Source organism: Streptomyces sp. DH37 (assembly GCF_029813835.1).
In the GTDB taxonomy this organism is placed as follows: Bacteria; Actinomycetota; Actinomycetes; order Streptomycetales; family Streptomycetaceae; genus Streptomyces.
Window position 1 is genome coordinate 24,670 of the sequence record NZ_JARVKV010000065.1, and the last position, 14,894, is coordinate 39,563.

General features: G+C 74.7%; 8 protein-coding genes. 6 read left to right on the forward strand and 2 right to left on the reverse strand.

Translation table 11 applies throughout. The features are described 5' to 3' along the window. Positions 1 to 392: 392 nt before the first annotated feature. The gene (locus QC029_RS25055; protein WP_279558055.1) at positions 393 to 3,326 is read right to left on the reverse strand and encodes a glycoside hydrolase family 3 C-terminal domain-containing protein; all 2,934 of its coding nucleotides are present in this window, start codon (positions 3,324 to 3,326) and stop codon (positions 393 to 395) included. 328 nt (positions 3,327 to 3,654) lie between these two features. On the opposite strand from QC029_RS25055, the gene QC029_RS25060 reads away from it, so the two are divergent. The 6 genes from QC029_RS25060 to QC029_RS25085 all read left to right on the forward strand — a co-directional run bounded on the left by QC029_RS25060 (position 3,655) and on the right by QC029_RS25085 (position 12,714). Beyond that, positions 3,655 to 5,322, forward strand: coding sequence for an extracellular solute-binding protein (locus QC029_RS25060; protein ID WP_279558056.1), 1,668 nt, complete (start codon positions 3,655 to 3,657; stop codon positions 5,320 to 5,322). Between the two features lie 98 nt (positions 5,323 to 5,420). After that, the gene (locus tag QC029_RS25065) at positions 5,421 to 6,539 is read left to right on the forward strand and encodes an ABC transporter permease subunit (RefSeq protein WP_279558057.1); all 1,119 of its coding nucleotides are present in this window, start codon (positions 5,421 to 5,423) and stop codon (positions 6,537 to 6,539) included. A gap of 44 nt (positions 6,540 to 6,583) precedes the next feature. Continuing rightward, positions 6,584 to 7,465 carry a carbohydrate ABC transporter permease gene (locus tag QC029_RS25070; RefSeq protein ID WP_279558063.1) on the forward strand — a complete coding sequence of 294 codons (882 nt, stop codon included), beginning with the start codon at positions 6,584 to 6,586 and terminating at the stop codon, positions 7,463 to 7,465. Between the two features lie 61 nt (positions 7,466 to 7,526). Next, complete coding sequence (locus QC029_RS25075; protein WP_279558058.1) at positions 7,527 to 9,758, forward strand: twin-arginine translocation signal domain-containing protein; 2,232 nt, start codon at positions 7,527 to 7,529, stop codon at positions 9,756 to 9,758. After that, positions 9,755 to 11,794 carry a beta-galactosidase gene (locus tag QC029_RS25080; protein WP_279558059.1) on the forward strand — a complete coding sequence of 680 codons (2,040 nt, stop codon included), beginning with the start codon at positions 9,755 to 9,757 and terminating at the stop codon, positions 11,792 to 11,794. Before QC029_RS25075 ends, QC029_RS25080 begins: the two co-directional genes overlap by 4 nt. 56 nt (positions 11,795 to 11,850) lie before the next feature. Further along, positions 11,851 to 12,714, forward strand: coding sequence for an endo-1,4-beta-glucanase (locus QC029_RS25085; RefSeq protein ID WP_279558060.1), 864 nt, complete (start codon positions 11,851 to 11,853; stop codon positions 12,712 to 12,714). Positions 12,715 to 12,793: 79 nt separating this feature from the next. Here QC029_RS25085 and QC029_RS25090 read toward each other — a convergent pair whose 3' ends face one another. Continuing rightward, on the reverse strand, positions 12,794 to 14,842 hold the full coding sequence (locus tag QC029_RS25090) for a glycoside hydrolase family 31 protein (protein ID WP_279558064.1): 2,049 nt from the start codon (positions 14,840 to 14,842) through the stop codon (positions 12,794 to 12,796). Positions 14,843 to 14,894 lie beyond the last annotated feature (52 nt).

Here is a 14,894-nt window from a genome sequence, read left to right on the forward strand (position 1 = left end):
CGGCGAGCCGGACGCCGTCCTGCCGACCGGCCACACCGCCGACCACCGCACGGCGCGGGAGTCCGGAAGTACGGGCAGGCCGCCGGGCCGCCGCTGGCCTGCCCCGGCGACCACGACGTACGCGACCCGTACCGCGCGGCGCCCCCGGCGGCGATCCGGCCGACGGCTCGCCGGTCGACGAGGCGCCCCACCTGCCCGGCGCGGCCTTCGCGATGTGCGACCCCACCGTCCCCGGCCGGGACGGGGCCGCCCGGACGACGCCACCCCGGCCGCCTCACCACCCACGTCCGCGCGCCGCCCTGACGGCGGACCGGCCGCCGGGAGCGACCGCGGCCGCCGCGGCCCGGTGCCCACGGGGGCGGGACCGGGCCGCGGCGCGGACCCGCCTGTCGTCAGGAGGATTCGGCGGACGAGGGTTCGCCGAAGCCCAGACGGGCCAGTCTCAGGGAGCCGTGGAGGACGACGCGCAGGTCGCGGACGCCCGAGGGGGGATCGGGCAGGGCGGCGCGCACGGTGGTGCGGGTGTAGCGGTCGCCGGTGGAGGGGACGGTGAGCGAGGCCAGGGTGCGCCCGCCGCCGTCCGCACCGCCGTCGTCACCGCCGTCCAGGCGCAGGACGACCACGGCCTCGCCCGGCTCCTCGCGCGCGGCCTCCAGGGTGACGGTCGCGGTCCCCGCGCCGAAGTCGCAGTCGTGGAAGACCAGTTCGGCCGGCCCCGGTCCGGACGGGGCGACCGCGTCGCCGCGCTCCCTGGTGAGGTCGACCAGCTCGGTGCCCCTCTGCTCGTCGTAGTCGGCGGCCCGGATGTCCGCCACCGGACGCGGGGCGCGGGGCTCGCCGTCGACGCGGACGGTCGCGCTCCGGCGGATGTCGGCGCTGGAGGCCCCGAGGTCGACGCCGTAGACGCCCGGGGCCACCCGCCACCGGCCGTGGGCCACGTCCCAGAAGCCGAGGGCCCGCGACACCGGGACGGCGAACTCCACCTCCCGCGACGCGCCGGGGGCCAGGCGGATCCGGCGGTGGGCCGCCAGCGCGCGGTGCGGGCGGGGCAGGGGGCGGACGGCCGTGTCGAGGACGTCGGCGGCGCGCACGTAGAGCTGCACGACCTCGTCGCCCGCCACCGCGCCGGTGTTGGCCACCGCGCAGCGGACGGTCAGCGTCTCGCCGTCGCAGGAGACCTCCGGCTCGCCGTAGCCGAAGGAGGTGTACGACAGGCCGTGGCCGAACGGGTAGAGCGGGGTGCCGTCGAAGTACAGGTAGGTGGTGCGCGCGCCGATGACGTCGTAGTCCAGCAGACCGGGCAGGTCGGCGTCGCCGGCGTACCAGGTCTGCGGCAGCCGCCCGCCCGGTGGGACGTCGCCGGCCAGCACGGCGGCCAGGGCGTCCCCGGCCGCCTGGCCGCCGTGGGCCGTCCACAGCAGGGCGGGCAGGGCCCGGTCGGCGTCGCCCACCGCGTACGGGTAGGCCGAGGTGAGCACCAGCGCGGTGCGCGGGTTGGCGGCGCGGGCCGCGCGCCACAGCCGGTCCTGCTGCGGCGGCAGGGCGAGCGTGGTGCGGTCCTCGGTCTCGCGTCCGTTGACGTGGGGGTCGTTGCCCGCGACGACGATCACCACGTCGGCGTCCCCCGCGGCCGCCGCCACCGCGTCCTCACCGCGTTCGACGGTCTCGACGGCGAACACCGTGCCCGTCCCGCCCCCGGCGGCAACCCTGACGCCGTCGGCGGCGACTTCCACGTACCGGCCCGTCCCCCGGTGCCTGAGGAGGTGTCCGCCGTCGTGGGGTTCGAGCGCGAAGACCTCCTGGACCACCCAGCCGCCGGGCTGCTCCGCCGAGGCGCGGACGAAGCCGTCGTCGGCGACCGACAGGTAGCGGCCGTTCCCCGCGCGCAGCGTCAGCGCCCCGTCGCCCCAGTCCACCAGGGCGAACTCCTCCGGCTCGGCGGCCACCGCCAGCGGCGGCAGATCGGTGCGGCCGCGCAGCAGCGCCGGGTCCAGCGCGCCCCCGGCCGCCGGGTCGCCGCCCCCGTCCCCGGCGGTCTCGTCCGGCCCGGCCCCGGGGACGGCCAGCCAGCCGTCGGCGCAGCGCAGCCGCACCCGGTCGGCGCCCTCGGCGTACACCACCCGGTCCGCGCCGAACCGCTTCCGCAGGCCGTCCAGCGGGGTGGAGCGGCGCAGCAGCGCGCCGCTGTACCAGTCGAGCTTGCACTCGTCGGCCAGCAGCCCGACGACCGCCACCCGCGCGCCCTCGGCCAGCGGCAGCAGACCGTCGTTCCGCAGCAGGACGATCGCCTGCTCGGCGGCCTCGCGGGCCAGTTCCCGGTGCTCGGGGGTGTCGAACGCGGGGCCGCCGTCGGAGCCGTCGAACGGTTCGGGGTCGAACTCGCCCAGCGCGCACCGCATCGCCAGCAGCCGCAGCACCGCCGCGTCGACGTCCTCCTGCCTGAGCAGGCCGCGCTCCAGCGCGCCGCGCACCCGGGCGGTGATGACCGAGGAGTCCTCGCCGTGGTCGGTGAAGCTGTCCACGCCCGCGCGCAGGGCGGCGGCGGTGGCCTCCTCGTGGGTGGCGAAGTACGCCTGGGAGTCGGCCAGGTTGCTGGGGGCGCCCGCGTCCGAGCACACCACCAGGTCGTGGTCGCACCAGGTGCGCAGCTCCTCGGCCAGCAGGGGCGAGAGGTGGTTGGGGCGGCCGTTGACCAGGTTGTACGCGGGCATCACCCCGGCCACCGCGCCCGCCGCCACCGGGCCGCGGAAGGCGGGCAGCTCGTACTCGTGCAGCACGCGCGGGCGCACCGAGGCCGAGGAGGTGTCCCGGTCGGTCTCGTTGTTGTGCGCCAGCCAGTGCTTGAGCACCGGGGCGGTGCGCCAGCGCGTGGGGTGGTCGCCGCGCAGGCCGCGGGTGTAGGCGGTGGCGATCGCGGCGGTCAGGTGCGGGTCCTCGGAGTAGCCCTCCTCGTTGCGGCCCCACAGCGGGTGGCGCAGCAGGTTGACGGTGGGCGACCAGACGTTGAGCCCGACGCGCGGGTCGCGGGCCCGCATCGCGCGCACCTCGCGCCCGACGGCCTCGCCCACCCGCCGCACCAGCTCGTCGTTCCAGGTCGCCCCGAGCCCCACCGCCTGGGGGAAGACGGTGGCCGGGCCCATCCACGCCACGCCGTGCAGCGCCTCCTGGCCGGTGCGGAAGGCGGCGACGCCCAGGCGCTCCACGGCGGGGGCGAACTGGTGCAGCATCGCGACGCGCTCGTCGGGGGTGAGCCGCGCCAGCAGGTCGGCGGCGCGCTCGCGGGCCGGCAGCTTCGGGTCGCGGAAGGGCGGCTGGTCGGTGCTCACGTACGGAAAGTCCCCTCCGGGCGATGGGCGGCCGTCACCGCGGAGCGGTACGGCGGTACAGGATTCGAAGCGCTTCGATGCTGGGGTGACACAGGGGCGGGTGTCAAGGCACCGGACGGCGTGCAACCGCCTGGACCCGTGAACTCCCTGTATTCAGGCGACGCCTGGTGCTCCGATGTTTCTTCGCCTCGACTCTTGCGCGGTATGACCCTCCCACTTAATCTCGGCGCAACATCGAAGCGCTTCGACCGACCTGCCCGACCGGTGGGACCGCACGTCAGCCGTCCCGATCCGTCCCGCCGACGCGCCGCCACGAAGGGTTGCCGCCATGTCCCAGACCACCAGCCCCAGCCGGAGGACCTTCCTCGCCTCGACGGCCGTCGCCGCCGCGGCGGTGGGCGGCGTACCGCTGCTGTCGGCGTGCTCCTCCGAGGGCGGCGGGAACCGGAACGAGGGCACGACGACGAAGAAGGACGCGGCGAAGATCCTCCCGGCGTACGTCGCCTCCGAGGTCGTCGAGCCGGACATCCCCAGCGAGAACGGCTCGCGCCCCGGCTTCACCGGCAAGGCGGAGCCGTACGGGAAGCTGCCCGCCTCCGTCCCCGAGAAGATGGGCCGGGGCGGCACCGTCACGATCACCAGCCCGCTGTGGGGCACCCCGCCCGAGAAGGACTGCGCCTACTACCGGGCCGTCGACGAGGCCATCGGGGTCAAGGTCAACTGGCAGACCCAGGACGGCAACACCTACGGCGAGAAGCTCGGCGCCGTCCTCGCCTCCAGCGGCATCCCGGACATGGTGGTGATCCCCAGCTGGGAGATGCAGGGCAAGGTCCGCAGCGCGATCGACAGCCGCTTCGCCGACCTCGGTCCGTACCTGTCGGGCGACAGGGTGAAGAAGTACCCCAACCTCGCCGCCATCCCCACCGCCGCCTGGCAGATGTCGATCTTCGGCGGCAAGCTGCGGGGGCTGCCGATCCCGTCCGGCGCGGTCGACATCATCATCCCCTACTACCGGCAGGACGTCTTCGAGGACAAGGGCTGGGAGCCGCCCACCAGCGCCCAGGAGTTCATGGACCTCGCCAAGGAGATCACCGCGCCGAGGTCCAAGGTGTGGGCGTGCGAGGACATGAAGTGGACGGCGTTCAACGTCTTCGGCGTCCTGCCGGACAAGCCGTACTGCTGGGAGCGGCAGGGCGGGAAGCTCGTCCACCGCATCGAGACGGACGCCTACCTCGAGGCGCTGGAGTGGACCCGCAAGCTCTACGCCGCCGGCGTCGTCCACCCCGACGCCAAGGCCGTACGCGGTGACGCGGGCACCCGGTTCACCGCCGGCCAGTCGATGATGATCAGCGACGGCAACGCCAAGTGGTACGGCTGGACCTTCGAGCAGCGCGGCCAGAACCCCGACTTCCGCGTCTCGGGCATGGACATCTTCGGCCACGACGGCGGCGACCCGCGGCTCTACCTCGCCAACCCGGCCGGCATCTGGTCCTTCATCAGCAAGAAGGCGTCCAAGGACCGGATCGAGGAGTGCCTGGCGATCGCCAACTTCGCCGCCGCCCCCTACGGCACCCGGGAGAACCGCCTGGTCAGGTACGGCGTGGAGGGCACCCACCACACGCTGAAGGACGGCGTGCCCACCAAGACCGAGCAGGGCGTCGCCGAGGTCCAGGACACCTACTTCTTCACCGCCAGCGCCGAGGCCGTCGCCGCCTTCCCCGACCACCCGCAGGTCGTGCGGGACTGGTGCGGCTGGCAGCAGCGGATGGGCGCGTTCATGAAGAAGCCGCTGCTGTACGGGATGCAGGTCCGCGAACCCAACCGCTGGGCCAACCTGAGCGACCAGTTCGAGGACCTGGAGGACGACGTCGTCCGCGGCCGCCGGAAGATCTCCGACGTGCAGAAGGCGGTCGAGGACTGGCGCGGCGCCGGGGGCGACCAGCTGCGCGACTGGTACCGGAAGCTGATCGACGAGGTCGGCGAGTCCGCCGCCTGAGGCGACCCGCACACAGGCAACCGGCCCGGACGCGGGCGGCGCGCCACCGCGCCGTACCCGCCGGGCCGGGCCGGAACGACGCTGACGAGGAGAGACCCGTGTCCCACAGCACGGCCCCGGGCGAGGCACCGGCCGGGGGCGCAGGCCCGACCGGCATGCCCCCGGCGCCCCACATCGCACCGGCCGCGCCGGCCGGCTCGCCCCCGGCGGACGGCGGCCCGCCGGGCGGACGCGAGACCGGGGGAGGGAAGGGGGGAGGCAAGGGAGCCGCGGCCTCCCCGCCCCCCGGCGGCATCACCTGGCGGCACCGGCTGCGCCGCGACCGCGCCCTGGTCCTGATGACGCTGCCCGCCCTGCTGCTGGTGCTGGTCTTCGCCTACGTCCCGCTGCTGGGGAACGTCGTCGCCTTCAAGGAGTTCGACCCCTACATCGGCGAGTCCTTCACCGAGTCCTTCACCCTCAGCCCCTGGGTGGGCGGCGAGAACTTCCAGCGGATCTGGGAGGACCCCTACTTCTGGGGGGCGCTCGAGAACACCCTGGTGATCTTCCTCATCCAGCTGCTGTTCTTCTTCCCCGTGCCCATCGCACTGGCCCTGCTGATCAACAGCGTCGTCAGCCCCCGGGTGCGCGCCTGGGCGCAGGGCATCCTGTACCTGCCGCACTTCTTCTCCTGGGTGCTGGTCATCACCGTCTTCCAGCAGATCTTCGGCGGCGCCGGGATCATCGCCCAGACGATGCGCGAGCACGGCGGGGGCGGCTTCGACCTGATGACCGACCCCGGCTTCTTCAAGTTCCTGATCACCTTCCAGATGATCTGGAAGGACGCCGGCTGGGGCATCATCGTCTTCCTCGCCGCCCTGGCCGCCGTCAGCCCCGACCTGTACGAGGCCGCCGCCATGGACGGCGCGAACCGCTGGCGCCGGATGTGGCACGTCACCCTGCCCGCGCTGCGCCCGGTGATCGCGATGCTGCTCGTGCTGCGCGTCGGCGACGCCCTCACCGTCGGCTTCGAGCAGATCCTCCTCCAGCGCAGGGCGGTGGGCACCGGCGCCAGCGAGGTGCTGGACACCTACGTGTGGAACGTCGGCCTGGAGAACGGCGACTTCGGTTACGCCGCGGCCGTCGGCATCGTCAAGGGCGTCTTCGGGCTCTGCCTGGTGCTGATCGCCAACAAGACCGCCCACCTGCTGGGCGAGCAGGGGGTGTACCGGAAGTGAGCGTGCTGACCGAGGACCGCGAGCGGGAGAGCACCGGCGCCCGGATGCGCCCCGCCTGGGAGGAGCCGCCCGGCCGCGCGGGCCTCGCCGCCAAGGGCGCGGTGCTGGCCGTGGCCTGCCTGGCGATCCTCTTCCCGCTGTGGATCGTGGTCGTCACCAGCCTGTCGTCGGCCGAGACCATCGGCCGGGCCGGCGGCCTGGTGCTGGTGCCCGACGGCATCACCTTCGAGGCGTACCGCGAGCTGCTCTCCGGCGGCCAGGTCACCAGGGCGACGGTCATCAGCGTCTGCGTCACCGTCGTCGGCACGCTGTTCAGCATGACCGTCTCGGTGCTGTGCGCCTACGGGCTCTCGCGCTCGGGCTCCTTCGGCCACCGGCCGATGCTGATGACGCTGCTGGCGACGATGTTCTTCGGCGCCGGACTGATCCCCACCTACCTGCTGGTGCAGTCCCTCGGGCTGATCGACACCTATGCGTCGCTGATCCTGCCCAGCGCGGTGAGCGTGTTCAACATCCTGGTGCTGCGGGCGTTCTTCATGGGCACCGCGCCGGAGCTGATCGACAGCGCCCGCATCGACGGCGCCGGGGAGTTCCGCATCCTGTGGGGGATCGTGATGCCGCTGTCCCGGCCGGTGCTGGCGGTGATCTCCCTGTTCTACGCGGTCGGCTACTGGAGCGCCTGGTTCAACGCCTCCATCTACCTCAACGACCAGACCAAGATGCCCCTCCAGGTGGTGCTCAACCAGATCGTCCTGGAGGGCCAGCGCCCCACGGGCATGTCCCAGACGATCAACACCGGCCAGATCCACACCCTCTCGGTGCAGATGGCGGTCATGGTGCTGGCCCTGGTGCCGGTCGCCGTGCTCTCGCCCTTCGTCCAGAAGCACTTCAAGAAGGGCATGCTCATCGGCGCCGTCAAGGGCTGACCGCAGCTGAACCACCCGCCCCCGCCCCCGCCCCGTCCTCCAGGCAGTGAGGTCCACCCCCATGACACACGACCACCCCGGCGCCGGCACGCCCACGACGCGGCGCTCGGTGCTGCGCGGCACGGCCGCCGCGGCCGCGACGGCCGGGCTCTCCGCCGGCCTGCCGCACCCCGCGGCCCACGCGGCGCCGCGCCCGTCCGCCGCCGCCGGACGGCAGCCGTACCGCTGGCGCGGCGTGGCCATGGGCGGCACCGGCTTCGTCTCCGGGATCCTCTTCCACCCGCGCGTGCGCGGGCTGGTCTACGCCCGCACCGACATCGGCGGCGCGTACCGCTGGGACGACCGCGCCGCCCGCTGGATCCCGCTGACCGACCACATCGGCTGGGACGACTGGAACCTCCTCGGGGTCGAGGCCGTCGCCCTCGACCCCGCCCACCCCGACCGCCTCTACCTGGCGCTGGGCACCTACGCCCAGCCCTGGGCGTCCGACGGGGCCGTGCTGCGCTCGGACGACCGGGGCGCCACCTGGCGGCGGGCCGACCTGCCCGTGAAGCTCGGCGCCAACGAGGACGGCCGCGGCACCGGCGAACGCCTCCTGGTCGACCCCCGCGACAGCGCCGTGCTGTGGCTGGGCACCCGGCACGACGGCCTGTGGCGCTCCACCGACCGGGGCGCCACCTGGGAGCGCGACACCTCCTTCCCCGCCGTGCCCGTCCCCACCGGCCAGGGCGTCACCACCCTGACCGCCGCCGGGCGCACCCTCTACGCGGGCTGGGGCGACGGCGGCGGCACGGGCCCGGCCCTGTACCGCACCACCGCGGACGGCGGCTGGGAGCCCGTACCCGGCCAGCCCACCGGCCCCGCCACCGCCGTCCCCCAGCACCTGGCGCACGCCCACGGCGTGCTGTACGCCACCTACGCCGACGCCCCCGGCCCCAACGGCCAGAGCGACGGCGCGGTCCACGCACTGGACCTCGCCACCGGGCGGTGGAGCGACCTCACCCCCGTCCGCCCCGGCGGCGACGACACCTTCGGCTACGCGGGCCTGGCCGTCTCCGCCCGCCGCCCGGGCACCCTGGTGGTCTCCACCAACAACCGCTGGGCGAAGGTCGACACCGTCTTCCACTCCACCGACGGCGGAGCCACCTGGACCTCGCTGCGCGAGCGGGCCGTCATGGACGTCTCCGAGACGCCGTACCTCGCCTGGGGCGGGGAGGAGCCGAAGTTCGGCTGGTGGACGCAGGCGCTCGCCCTCGATCCGTACGACACCCGGCACGTGCTGTTCGGCACCGGCGCCACGATCTACGGCACCCGCGACCTGACGCACTGGGCCCCGCGCATCCGGGGCCTGGAGGAGGCGTCGGTGCGCAAGCTGATCAGCCCGCCGGCCGGGCGCGCCCGTCTGCTCTCCGCCCTCGGCGACATCGGGGGCTTCCACCACGACACCCTCACCGCCTCCCCGGCCCGCGGCTTCTACGCCAACCCCGTCTTCGGCACCGCCACCGGCCTGGACCTGGCCGCGCTGAGGCCCTCGTACGTGGTGCGCACCGGCTGGGGCGACGGCGGCAACGGCGCCCTCTCCCGCGACGGCGGCCGCACCTGGACCCCCTTCGCCACCCAGCCGCCCCCGGCGAAGGACGCGCCCGGACCGATCGCCGTCACCGCCGACGCCGGCGCCCTGATCTGGGCCCTCGTCCACTGGGACGGCACCCGGTACCCCGCCTGGCGCTCACAGGACCACGGCGCTACCTGGACCGAGATCCCCACCTTCCCCGCCGGCGCCACCCCGCTCGCCGACCCCCTCGACCCGCGGACCGTCTACGCGTACGACACGGCCGCCGGCACCGTCGCCGTCTCCCGCGACGCGGGCCGCACCTTCACCGCCGCCGCGACCGGACTGCCCGCCGGGGACCGCGAGTACCAGCTCGCCGCCACCCCCGGCCGCACCGGCCACCTGTGGCTCTCGGCCAAGGAGAACGGCCTCTTCCGCTCGTACGACGGCGGCCGCACCTTCACCCGCGACGCGAACCTCGCCGCCTCCCACACCCTCGGCTTCGGCAAGGCCGCCCCGGGCGCCCGCCACCCGGCCGTCTACCACGTCGCGCGGCTCGCGGACTCGGCCCTCACCGCCGTCCACCGCTCCGACGACGGCGGCCGCACCTGGATCCGCATCAACGACGACGCCCACCAGTGGGGCTGGACCGGCCAGACGATCACCGGCGACCCGCGCCGCCACGGCCGCGTCTACCTGGGCACCAACGGACGCGGCGTCCAGTACGGGGACCCCCTGTGACCCCCTCGCGCCGGCCCTCGCTGGGCGACGCCGCCCGCGGCCGGATCCTCTACGGCGGCGACTACAACCCCGAGCAGTGGCCCGAGCCGGTCTGGCACGAGGACATGGAGCTGATGCGCGAGGCCGGGGTCAACCTCGCCACCGTCGGCGTCTTCTCCTGGGCCCGCCTCGAACCCCGCCCCGGCGCCCGCGACTTCGGCTGGCTCGACCGCGTCCTGGACCTGCTCCACGCCAGCGGCGTCGGCGCCTGCCTGGCCACCCCCACCGCCTCCCCGCCGCCCTGGATGGGCGCCCGCCACCCCGAGACCCTGCCGCGCGACGAGACCGGCGCGGTCGTCTGGTACGGCTCGCGCAACCACTTCTGCGCCTCCTCGCCCGTCTACCGCGACCACGCCCTGCGCATCACCGCCGACCTCGCCGACCGCTACGGCGACCACCCCGCCCTGCGGCTGTGGCACGTGAACAACGAGTACGGCACCGCCTGCTGGTGCGACACCACCGCCCGCCACTTCCGCCGCTGGCTGCGCACCCGCTACGGGAGCCTGGAGGCGCTCAACGAGGCCTGGGGCACGGCCTTCTGGAGCCAGCGCTACGACTCCTGGGGCGAGATCATCCCGCCGCGCCGCGCCCAGTACATGGCCAACCCCACCCAGGAACTGGACTTCCGCCGCTTCACCAGCGACGCCCTGCTGGAGTGCTTCACCGCCGAACGCGACGTCCTGGTGGAGCGCACCCCGCACATCCCCGTCACCACCAACTTCATGCCGTTCTTCGTCGGCCAGGACGGATGGGCGTGGGCGGAACGGGAGGACGTGGTCTCCGTCGACCTCTACCCCGACCCCGCCGACCCCGAAGGGCCCGACGGCGGAGCGTGGGGCGCGCTGGTGCAGGACCTCACCCGCTCCCAGGCGCGCGGACCCTGGCTGCTGATGGAGCAGGCCGCGGGCCCCGTCAACTGGCGCGGCGTCAACCACCCCCGGCCCGAGGGCCTGACCCGCCTGTGGTCGCTCCAGGCCGTGGCCCGGGGCGCGGACGGGATCTGCTTCTTCCAGTGGCGCCAGTCCCGGCAGGGCAGCGAGAAGTTCCACTCCGGGATGGTCGGCCACGCCGGGGCGCGCGGCCGGACCTTCCGCCAGGTCCGCGAACTGGGCGCGGACCTGGGGAGGCTGGCCGGGGTCACGGGCGCGCCCGTGACCGCGAGGGCGGCCGTCCTGCACGACTGGAACGCCTGGTGGGCCACCCTCTCGGCGGGCCGCCCCTCGTCCCGCCTCACCTACGAGCAGCCCCTGCGCGCCTGGCACCGCGCCCTGTGGGAGTCCCACCTGACCTGCGACTTCGCCCACCCCGAGGCGGAGCTGGACGGCTACGCCCTGGTCGCCGCCCCCCATCTGTACCTGCTCACCGACGCGGCCCTGGACAACCTCGCCGCCTACGTCCGCGGCGGCGGCACCCTGGTGTGCGGCTTCTTCACCGGCGTCGCCGACGAGGACGACCGGGTGCGCGAGGGCGGCGTGGACGCCCGGCTGCGGACGGTGCTGGGCATCGGCACCGTGCACGAGTGGTGGCCGCTGGACGAGGGGGAGGCCCAGCCGCTCACCCCCCTCTCCGGCGCGGACGCCACCGGCACGCTGTGGCGCGAGGACATCGAGACGGCCGGCGCCGAGACCGTCGCCGCCTACCGGGGCGGCGAACTCGACGGCCGCCCCGCCGTCACCCGCCACGCCTTCGGCGACGGCACCGCCTGGTACCTGTCCACCCTCCCGGACCCCGCCGCGCTGCGCGCCCTGCTGTCCCGCGCGGCCGGCGAGGCGGACGTGCGGCCCCCGCTTCCCGGACTGCCCGCGGGGGTGGAGGCCGTACGCCGCGGCGCGTGGCTGTTCCTCCTCAACCACCGGCGCGAGCCGACCGCCGTCCCCCTGCCCGCCCCGGCGACCGACCTGCTCACCGGCCGCCGGTACGAGCGCGAGGCGCCGCTCGGCCGCTACGGCGCCGCCGTCCTGCGCGGGGAACCGCCCGCGCCGGGAGGCGGCGGCTGAGCGGCACCCCATCCCCCGCCCCATCCCCCCACCCCCCACACCGGAAGGCCCCCACCATGAGCGACCGCACGACCCCCCGCCGCGGCGGGCAGCGCACCGCCCGGATCGGCACCGCCCGGATCGGCACCGCCGTCGCCGCCGCGCTGACCGTCGCGGCGTCCCTCACGACGGCTTCCCCCGCCGCCGCAGCCGCCCCCGCCGCCCCCGCCGCGCCCGCGGCTCCGGCGGCCGCCGCGGCGCAGACCTGCGAGGCCTTCGGGACGATCCCGATGGGCAAGTACTACGTGAACAACAACCTCTGGGGCCAGGACTCCGGCCAGGGCCGGCAGTGCGCCTGGGACACCCACCGCAGCGGCGACACCATCGGCTGGGGCACCGAGTGGGAGTGGTCCGGGGTGTCCCACGAGGTGAAGTCCTTCACCAGCGCCGTCCTGGGCTGGCACTGGGGCTGGCGGTCCGGCGACACCGAGCTGCCGGTGCGGCTGTCCGACGGCCGGCCCGTGCGCACCTCCTGGAACTACACCGTCAGCTCCGCCCCCGGCACCATGAACGTCGCCTACGACCTGTGGCTGCACGACAAGGTCGCCGAGGACTGGGAGGACCAGCCCACCGACGAGGTCATGATCTGGACCTACCGCTCCGGCGGCGCGGGCCCCCTGGGGCAGAAGACCGGCACCGTGAACGTCGGCGGCGCCGCCTGGGACCTCTACCAGGGCGACATCGGCTGGAAGGTCCACTCCTTCGTGCGGACCGCCAACACCACCTCCGTCCGCCTGGACCTGAACGACTTCCTCAGGGTCCTCCAGCAGCGCGGTTCGGTCGGCTCCGCCAAGTACCTCTCCAGCGTCCAGGCGGGCACCGAGGTGTTCACCGGCAAGGGCCGCCTCGACACCTCGGCCTACTCCGTCGACGTCGGCTGACGCCCCCGCGAAGCGGACGGCGCCGGCGGATGCGGTCCGCCGGCGCCGTCCGCGTACCGCGGGGCGCCCGCCGGCCGCCTCAGTCCCCCCGGACCGGCAGCTCGGCGCCGTCCCGCAGGAACAGCGGGATCCGCTCCAGCGGCGCGGGCACGGTGACCGGCCCGCCGCCGGGGTAGGTCCGGCCCGTCCAGGCGTCCGTCCACTCCGCCCCGGCCGGAAGGTGCACGGTGCGCTCCCGGGCGCCCGCCTCCAGCACGGGCGCCACCAGCAGGTCGGGCCCGAACAGGTAGGCGTCGGAGACCTCCCACGCGGCCGGGTCGCCGGGGAACTCCAGGAACAGCGGGCGCATCGGCGGCAGCCCCTCGGTGTGGGCGGTGCGCATCTGCTCCAGCACGTACGGCCGCAGCCGCTCGCGCAGCCGCAGGTACGCCTCCAGGATCCCCCCGGCCTCCTCCCCGTAGGACCACACCTCGTTGGGGCCGCCGGTCATCCCCGGGCCCAGCGGCATGCCGGGATCGCGGAAGCCGTGCAGCCGCATCAGCGGGGAGAGCGCCCCGAACTGGAACCAGCGCACCATCACCTCGCGGTACGCCGGGTCGTCCGGGTCGCCGCCGTGGAAGCCGCCGATGTCGGTGTTCCACCAGGGGATGCCCGACAGGGCGGTGTTGAGCCCGGCCGCGATCTGGCGCCGCAGGGTGGCGAAGTCGGTGCCGATGTCGCCCGACCACAGGGCGGCGCCGTAGCGCTGGGAGCCCGCCCAGGCCGACCGGTTGAGCGAGATGATCTCGCTCTCGCCCTCGGCGGCCAGACCGTCGTGGACGGTGCGGGCGTTCTCGCGCGGGTAGAGGTTGGAGACCTCCTGGCCGGGCCCGGCGTGGTAGCGCAGATTGGCGGCGAAACCGGGCTTGAGCTCGGGCTCGCCGGCGTCCAGCCAGAACGCCGTGATGCCGTACGACAGGTAGTTGTCGCGGATGCGGGACCACACGAAGTCGCGGGCGTCGGGGTTGGTGGCGTCGTAGAAGGCGACCTGGACGGGCTCGGCCACGCCCTTGTCCGGCCAGTCGGCGTGCGCCAGCGGCCCGTACTCGGTGCCGATGAACAGGCCCTGCTGCTCCATCGGCCGGTGGTTCTCGCTCAGCGGCGAGACCGAGGGCCACACCGAGACCACCAGCTTCACGCCCAGCTCGTCCAGCTCCTTGACCATGGCGGCCGGGTCGGGCCACTCGGCGGGGTCGAACCTCCACTCGCCCAGGTGCGTCCAGTGGAAGAAGTCGCAGACGATCGCGGACAGCGGCAGACCGCGCCGCCTGTACTCGCGGGCCACCGAGAGCAGTTCGTCCTGGGTGCGGTAGCGCAGCTTGCACTGCCAGAAGCCGGCCGCCCACGCCGGCAGCATCGGGGTGCGGCCGGTGGCGGCGGAGTAGCGGCGCTGGGCGTCGGCCGGGTCGCCGGCGGTGATCCAGTAGTCGATCTGGCGGGCGGAGTCGGCGACCCAGCGGGTGCCGTTGTGCGCCAGCTCCACGCGGCCGACGGCCGGGTTGTTCCACAGCAGGGTGTAGCCGCGGCTGGAGGTCAGCACGGGGACGGAGACCTCGGCGTTGCGCTGGACGAGGTCGATGACGGCGCCCTTCTGGTCCAGCAGCCCGTGCTGGTGCTGGCCCAGCCCGTACAGCCGCTCGCCCTCGTAGGCGGCGAAGCGCTGCTCCAGGCGGTGGTAGCCGTTGCCCGTGGCGGTGTGCAGCCGGGAGCCGGGCCACCAGAAGTGGGCGCGGTCCTCGGACAGCAGCTCGGCGCCGTCGGCGGTGCGCACGAAGCGGAGCATGCCGTCGACGCTCACCACGGCGGTGATCGCGCCGCAGGTCACCAGGGCGTGGTCGTCCTCGACGCGGATGTCCGGCCCGGACCCGGCGGGCGGCGGGTCGGCCAGGAGCGCGCCCGGCAGCCCGTCGAGGACCGGGCCGCCCAGCCGGGCCCGGACCCGTACGGCGTCCGGGCCCCACGGCTCGACGAGCACGGTCTCCTGCCGCCCGCGCCACTCCAGCGCGCCGTCGCGCGTGCGGAAGGTGCCGCGGGTGGGGGAGGACTGCGCCAGGGACGAGGGCGGGGGGGAGAAGGCGGGTGTGGACACGGGGCTCCTGAGGGGCTCGTCGGCGTGCGGGCCGGTCGGGCGGGGGAGGGGG

Coding starts and splice junctions, on each gene's coding strand:
- QC029_RS25060 (WP_279558056.1), top strand. CDS start 3,655: ATGTCCCAGACCACCAGCCCCAGCCGGAGGACCTTCCTCGCCTCGACG.
- QC029_RS25070 (WP_279558063.1), top strand. CDS start 6,584: ATGCGCCCCGCCTGGGAGGAGCCGCCCGGCCGCGCGGGCCTCGCCGCC.
- QC029_RS25075 (WP_279558058.1), top strand. CDS start 7,527: ATGACACACGACCACCCCGGCGCCGGCACGCCCACGACGCGGCGCTCG.
- QC029_RS25085 (WP_279558060.1), top strand. CDS start 11,851: ATGAGCGACCGCACGACCCCCCGCCGCGGCGGGCAGCGCACCGCCCGG.